Raw genomic sequence first — 6,164 nt, 5'->3', positions numbered from 1 at the left:
CCTTTCGCCCCGGGCAGGCCTCGGCCTGGTCCGCGCTGCGCGGGCGTGGGCATTGAGGGACGGTCGCCGCCATGTCTTGCCGGACGACATCCAGCCAATTACCCCTTCGAACTTTGGTGATGCTTCATGAATGTTTTAAGTGGTGGAAAACTGAAGCTGATTCAGGCGGCGCTCAGGTTGATTACCCAGAGCCGCAGCCTGACATCTCTCGGTCTCCGGGAACTGGCCCGTGAGGCCGGACTGAATCCCAATACTTTTTATCGGCACTTCAGGAATCTGGACGAGTTCGGTCTGCAGGTACTTGGGTATATTGCCGAGGACATGAAATCTGGCGTGCGGGAGTTGCGGCGGATGGCGGAGTCGTCGGAGCAGGCGTCCCACGATACGGTAACGTTTGTTTACCATTACTTTCTGGCCAATCCGGCGGCAACTACCGTGGCGGTGCGGGAGCTTCACGGGCCGTCGGCTTTGTTGCGCAGGGCGCTTGAGGCGCAGTTGGACGCCAGCGCGCGGGAGATGGCGGAGGATATTATCGAGCGGCGGCTGGTCAGTGCTGTGCCGACGGAGACGATTCATGAGATCTCCCGAATGACCATTCGCTATATCCTGTTCCGGGCCATGGATTACATCGAGAAACCGGCGCAGCGGGCAATGATCCAGCATGAAACCGAGCGGTTTATCAACCGTCAATTTCGGGGGGCGATGCTGGATGGGATGGCCGAAAGTGAGGTACAGGCGCTGTTAGAGAAGGACCTCTAACGGGCTTATTATTTTTTTCGTTTTACCTTTCCGTTTTTTCGCTTTGTTCGTTTTTAGGAAAAACTTCGTAAATCTGTTAGCGTCTACCTATAAGTAAAAACCGAGATTTTCAGTGAATCGGTCATTCCGGAGGACGTACTTACAATGAAGATCGGTATCCCCAGGGAGATTTTCGAGGATGAACGACGGGTAGCGGCAACGCCGCCCTCGGTGCATAAGCTGATAGGCCTTGGCTATGAGGTGATGGTCGAAGCCGGTGCGGGTGAGGCCGCGAATTACACGGACGACGCCTACGAAAAAGTGGGCGCTACCATTGCGGCGGACACCAAATCGCTTTGGCAGGACGCGGATTTTATCCTCAAGGTCCGCGCGCCGATGAAGAACCCTTCGCTCAAAAAACACGAAGTGGATCTGATGAAGGAAGGGGCGTTCCTGGTCAGCTACCTGTGGCCAGCGCAGAATCCCGAGCTGTTGGAGAAGCTGGCGGCCAAAAAGATTACCTCCTTTGCCATCGATAGCCTGCCCCGCATCAGTCGCGCCCAGAAGATGGATGCGTTGAGCGCCATGGCTAATATTGCCGGCTACCGCGCCGTGATTGAGGCGGCCAACAACTTCGGGCGGTTCTTTACCGGCCAGGTGACGGCGGCTGGCAAGGTGCCGCCGGCGAAGATCATGGTGATTGGGGCCGGTGTCGCAGGTCTCGCCGCGATCGGTGCCGCGAACAGCATGGGCGCCATTGTGCGGGCCTTTGATACCCGTCTGGAAGTGAAAGAACAGGTTGAAAGCATGGGCGCCGAGTTCCTGGTGCTGGATTTTGACGACGAGGACGGCAGCGGTGGCGGCGGCTACGCCAAGCAGATGAGCGACGAGTTCATCAAGGCCGAAATGGCGCTGTTTGCGGAACAGGCCGAAGAGGTGGATATCATCATCACCACCGCCCTGATTCCCGGCAAGCCCGCGCCCAAACTGATCACCGCCGACATGGTGAAATCCATGAAACCCGGCAGTGTGATTGTCGATCTGGCGTCGGAACGCGGAGGCAACTGCGAGCTGACAGAGCCCGGCAAGGTCGCTCACCATCATGGCGTGACGCTTATTGGCTACACCGACCTGCCCAGCCGTATGGCCAAGGTGGCAAGTGATCTCTATGCCACCAACCTGGTACACCTGATCACTGAACTGACACCAGAGAAAGACGGCCAGCCCCAGGTCAACATGGAAGACGATGTGATCCGTGGCCTGACGGTGGTGCGGGAGAACGACGTTACCTGGCCACCACCTCAACCAGAAGCGCCGGTCAGCCCCAAGCCGGCGCCCGGCACTGAAGAACCCACGGCTGCCGATAAGGAAGCGGCGAGGCAAGACGCCAAACGCCGCAGCCTGTTCGGCAAGGTCGCGTTGCTGGTGGTGACAGCCCTGGCGCTCTATGGCGTTGGTGCCCACGCGCCAGAAAGCTTCCTGCAGCACTTCACGGTTTTTGTGCTGTCCTGCTTTATCGGCTGGCAGGTCATCTGGAACGTGACCCCGTCCCTGCATACGCCTCTGATGAGTGTGACCAACGCCATCAGCGGCATCATTGTGATCGGTGCCATTCTTCATCTGGCCCAGGCGGAGAATCTGGCCGTTGGCATTATGGCCTTTTTCGCGGTGCTGATCGCCAGCATCAACGTGGGGGGCGGCTTTCGGGTCACCCATCGCATGCTCAAAATGTTTCGCAAGTAGGAGGCGCCCGATATGAGCACAGGATTGGTGAGCGTGGCCTACGTGGTCGCAAGTATCTGTTTTATTCTCAGCCTGGGTGGCCTTAGCCATCAGGAATCCGCCCGGCGCGGCAACCTTTATGGTGTCGCCGGCATCATCATCGCTGTTGGCGCCACCCTGGCCAGCGTGGACGGTGGTGTTATCGCGATTGTGATTGCGGTGCTGCTGGGCGCCGGTATTGGTATCCCCCTTGCCAACAAGGTGGAAATGACCCAGATGCCGCAACTGGTGGCCCTGCTGCACAGTTTCGTGGGCCTGGCGGCGGTGCTGGTCGGCTTCTCAGGCTATATTGAGCCCCTGGTAGCCACCACGGGTGCCGAACACACCATCAAACTGGTGGAAGTGTTTGTCGGTATCTTTATTGGCGCCGTGACCTTCACCGGGTCGCTGGTGGCCTGCGGCAAACTGGATGGCCGCATCGACAGCAAAGCCCTGACCCTGCCAGGCCGGCACCTGATGAATCTGGTGGCCATCATTGCCTGCGTATTGCTGGGCGCCTGGTTCCTCGGCACCGACAGCATGGCGCTGGGGCTGATTTCCCTGGTCATCATGACGGTCATTGCCTCGGTGCTCGGCATTCACCTGATCATGGCCATCGGCGGCGCCGATATGCCGGTGGTGGTGTCGATGCTCAACAGTTATTCCGGTTGGGCCGCGGCCTCCATCGGGTTCATGCTGGGTAATGACCTGCTGATTGTGGTGGGTGCCCTGGTAGGCAGCAGCGGTGCCATCCTCAGCTACATCATGTGCAAGGCTATGAACCGGTCATTTATCAGCGTCATCCTGGGTGGCTTCGGCCAGACCACCAGCAGCTCAAGCGCGGCCGATACCGATCAGTCCGTCTACGAATCCTCCGCGGATGATGTGTGCGAGGAACTGCGCAATGCCGATTCAGTGATCATCGTGCCGGGTTACGGCATGGCTGTGGCGCAAGCCCAGAACGGCGTCAGCGAAATGACGAAAATCCTGCGGGACCGTGGCGTCAACGTGCGTTTCGGCATTCATCCGGTGGCTGGTCGCCTGCCCGGACACATGAATGTGCTGCTCGCCGAGGCCCACGTGCCCTATGACATCGTGCTGGAGATGGACGAGATCAACGACGATTTCCCAAGTACCGATGTAGTGCTGGTTATCGGTGCCAATGACACCGTAAACCCGGCCGCCGCCGAAGACCCGGGCAGCCCGATTGCCGGCATGCCGGTTCTGGAAGTGTGGAAAGCGCGCCAGGTGGTTGTCCTCAAGCGGGGCATGGCCACGGGTTATTCCGGCGTGGAAAACCCGCTGTTCTTCAAAGACAACACCCGCATGCTGTTTGGCGATGCCAAGGAAAGCATCGACAAACTGGTTGGTGGTTTAAGGGGCTGATTCTTCAGCCCCGGATTCCTTCGCAAAAAACCGCTCAATCTGCCGGGACTGGCTCTGGCCGTCCCGGTAGCCCAGTTCAATCAAATCGCGACAGAAGCGTTTGTCGAACAGCAGGAAACTGGCGAGGTTGGCGCTGGAAAAAGGCGCGTTGTCTGAAGCACCGGTCAACCGACGCAACACCAGCGGCATGGCGTCAATGTATTTCATGGCGATTTCATTGATGGGCTCGGAGGGAGAGATTTCCAGAATATCCACCGGGTTCAGGTCCAGCCCGGATTCCTTCAGTTTCTTCTCGGGAATCAGTTCCAGCAACTGGTTGATCAACCGCGAGCGATCGATGTCGTAATCCAGCGTATCCAGAAACATGCCATTAAACACATGGGCCAGTACCTGGGTCAGCGTTGGCATCCCGGGCTTTTCCGGACGTCTGGACGGGCACATGGCATTGGCACTAACCCCGATCACCAGTACCTTGCGCGCACCCAGTCGCAATGCCGGGCTGATGTGGGCCATCTGACGAGTCACGCCGTCACCGAAGTACTCGCGGTTGATCCTCACCGGCGCAAACAGGGTGGGAATAGCCGCAGACGCCATGATGTGGTCCACTGCCAGCTCTGTACGGGTGCCGCCACGCTGTCCGACTGACCAGCCTTGCAATCCCTCAATCCCTTCAAAGAAACAGACATTCTGGCCAGTCGCGTAACCGCAGGCATTCAGGCCTACAGCGTCGATGTGGCCCTCCTGGATCGTTTGCCGAATGCTCTGCAGGTCAATCTCCCGCTCCAGCAGTTCCCGCAGTGGCGAATTATCCAGAAAGGAAACCGGCCCGCTCTCAATGGGGCGGCTGATCATCTTACGGGCGATGGCGCTGAAGCTGCGCATCAGGCTAATGGTATCCGCCCTGAATACCCGGTCCATGGTCAGTTCCGACCAGACTTTATCGAGATGATCAATACTGTGGCGAAACAGCCCCCGGTTACCGGCAAGCGCCATGGCATTGATCGCCCCGGCCGAGGTACCGATAATGACATTGAACGGGTGACTCCAGTCCGGATACATGTCAGCGATAGCGCGAAGGACGCCGACCTGATACGCCGCCCGCGCGCCACCTCCGGTGAGAATGACACCGTTCTTTGTCATAAAGCCATTCCGTTATGAACAATGCCCCTCATCAGGCCTGTTTGATCTTATGCCGACGCCGGCCGGCAAACGGATTGTTAATGCTGGAATCCTTGCCCTGCAACTTGGCTTCGGGGTGGTTCTTCGCCATCAGTTCCTTGACCTTCGGAATGTGGTCCTTCGGCGCGTCTACCATGATCAGGTACTTCCCTGCCTCAATGTCATGATGGAACGGCTCGATACGGTAGTTTTCGTTCTGGATACCACCAAAGCCACCAACCCAGGCGCCCGCTACCACCACAAAGATGAACAAGGCAATCCAGGCGGCCGCTGGCATGTTCAGAACCTCCAGCAAGGCCAGGGGCACAAGGAAGGCCAGCGCCAGCACAAAGCCGGCTATGGCGCCACGCTCCACATACCTGGGCAGATCCGTTCGATCCAGGATGGACGCAGTGTGTAGCTGGTGGGTGTAGAGGCCGGCCTCGTCCTTGCTGACAATGTGGAAGCGCCAGTCAGTGACGTCATGCTCGTGAAGGTCGTCGGAGATTTCTTTTGCACTGTCAATCGAAGATACCAGATAGAATAAACGTATCATGGCGTTTCTCCTCTTTCGCCTGTGAATGAGGCGTTCTTCTACTGACAATCTAGCTCAAATTTCACGATTTTACGTAGTATGACTCTCTTCCCGGTGCTTCCATTGAGGTTTATTTGCTGAGCCGAGCTTTACTCGGTGGTGTTGTAGACGTAGGAAGACACCGTGCCGTCTTCATTGAAGCGCACCACCAGATCCGTAGTTTCAGCTTCGCCAAAGGCCGACCAACGATATTTACCGTAGGTCCAGGTGCGCTTGCCATCTTCGATACCGGTGCGCCAGGGCTCGCCAAACATCTCCTGGATGTCCGAGCGGGTGGTGTCACCGATCTCGATCTGGTCAACGTTGTGGGTGGCAAAGTCCTGGCCGACCGTGGCACAACCGGCCATAACCATGGTCAATGCAAGTACAACAACGGCGGATAGTGAGGTAACAGACTTCATGGTGTAACCCTTCTGTTGTGAATCAGTACATCAATCATACGGGTTTTGGCAGAAGGTTAAATTACAGACCGGACAGACACAAAAAAGCCCCGGTGTGTCGCCGGGGCCTATCGTCAACGCCTTGT

Annotated in this window: 6 protein-coding genes and 1 pseudogene; 4 read left to right on the top strand and 3 right to left on the bottom strand. The window is 57.6% G+C overall.

Annotation, left to right across the window (positions count from 1 at the left end; genetic code table 11):
• The 4 genes and pseudogenes from MDG893_RS20895 to pntB all read left to right on the top strand — a co-directional run.
• A pseudogene (locus tag MDG893_RS20895) lies at window positions 1-109 on the top strand (AAA family ATPase); the annotation flags it as partial.
• 17 nt (window positions 110-126) lie between these two features.
• Window positions 127-759, top strand: a complete 633-nt coding sequence (locus MDG893_RS07150) for a TetR family transcriptional regulator (RefSeq protein WP_007153076.1) — start codon at window positions 127-129, stop codon at window positions 757-759.
• A 144-nt stretch (window positions 760-903) separates the two neighbouring features.
• A complete protein-coding gene (locus MDG893_RS07145) occupies window positions 904-2,481 on the top strand; it encodes a Re/Si-specific NAD(P)(+) transhydrogenase subunit alpha (protein WP_007153075.1) in 1,578 nt (525 codons plus the stop codon).
• A 12-nt stretch (window positions 2,482-2,493) separates the two neighbouring features.
• Window positions 2,494-3,885 (top strand): Re/Si-specific NAD(P)(+) transhydrogenase subunit beta, encoded by a 1,392-nt coding sequence (gene pntB / locus MDG893_RS07140; protein WP_007153074.1) that lies wholly within the window; start codon window positions 2,494-2,496, stop codon window positions 3,883-3,885.
• Here the strand turns inward: pntB and MDG893_RS07135 are convergent.
• The 3 genes from MDG893_RS07135 to bamE all read right to left on the bottom strand — a co-directional run bounded on the left by MDG893_RS07135 (window position 3,874) and on the right by bamE (window position 6,039).
• Window positions 3,874-5,025: a patatin-like phospholipase family protein gene (locus tag MDG893_RS07135; protein ID WP_007153073.1), complete on the bottom strand. Its 1,152-nt coding sequence runs from the start codon at window positions 5,023-5,025 to the stop codon at window positions 3,874-3,876. The genes pntB and MDG893_RS07135 overlap by 12 nt on opposite strands.
• A gap of 31 nt (window positions 5,026-5,056) precedes the next feature.
• Complete coding sequence (locus MDG893_RS07130) at window positions 5,057-5,599, bottom strand: hypothetical protein (protein WP_007153072.1); 543 nt, start codon at window positions 5,597-5,599, stop codon at window positions 5,057-5,059.
• A gap of 128 nt (window positions 5,600-5,727) precedes the next feature.
• Window positions 5,728-6,039: an outer membrane protein assembly factor BamE domain-containing protein gene (gene bamE / locus MDG893_RS07125; RefSeq protein WP_007153071.1), complete on the bottom strand. Its 312-nt coding sequence runs from the start codon at window positions 6,037-6,039 to the stop codon at window positions 5,728-5,730.
• Window positions 6,040-6,164 lie beyond the last annotated feature (125 nt).

Origin of the sequence: Marinobacter algicola DG893, assembly GCF_000170835.1 — a bacterium.
Classification (GTDB): domain Bacteria; phylum Pseudomonadota; class Gammaproteobacteria; order Pseudomonadales; family Oleiphilaceae; genus Marinobacter; species Marinobacter algicola.
This window is presented reverse-complemented; position numbering and strand designations above follow the sequence as displayed.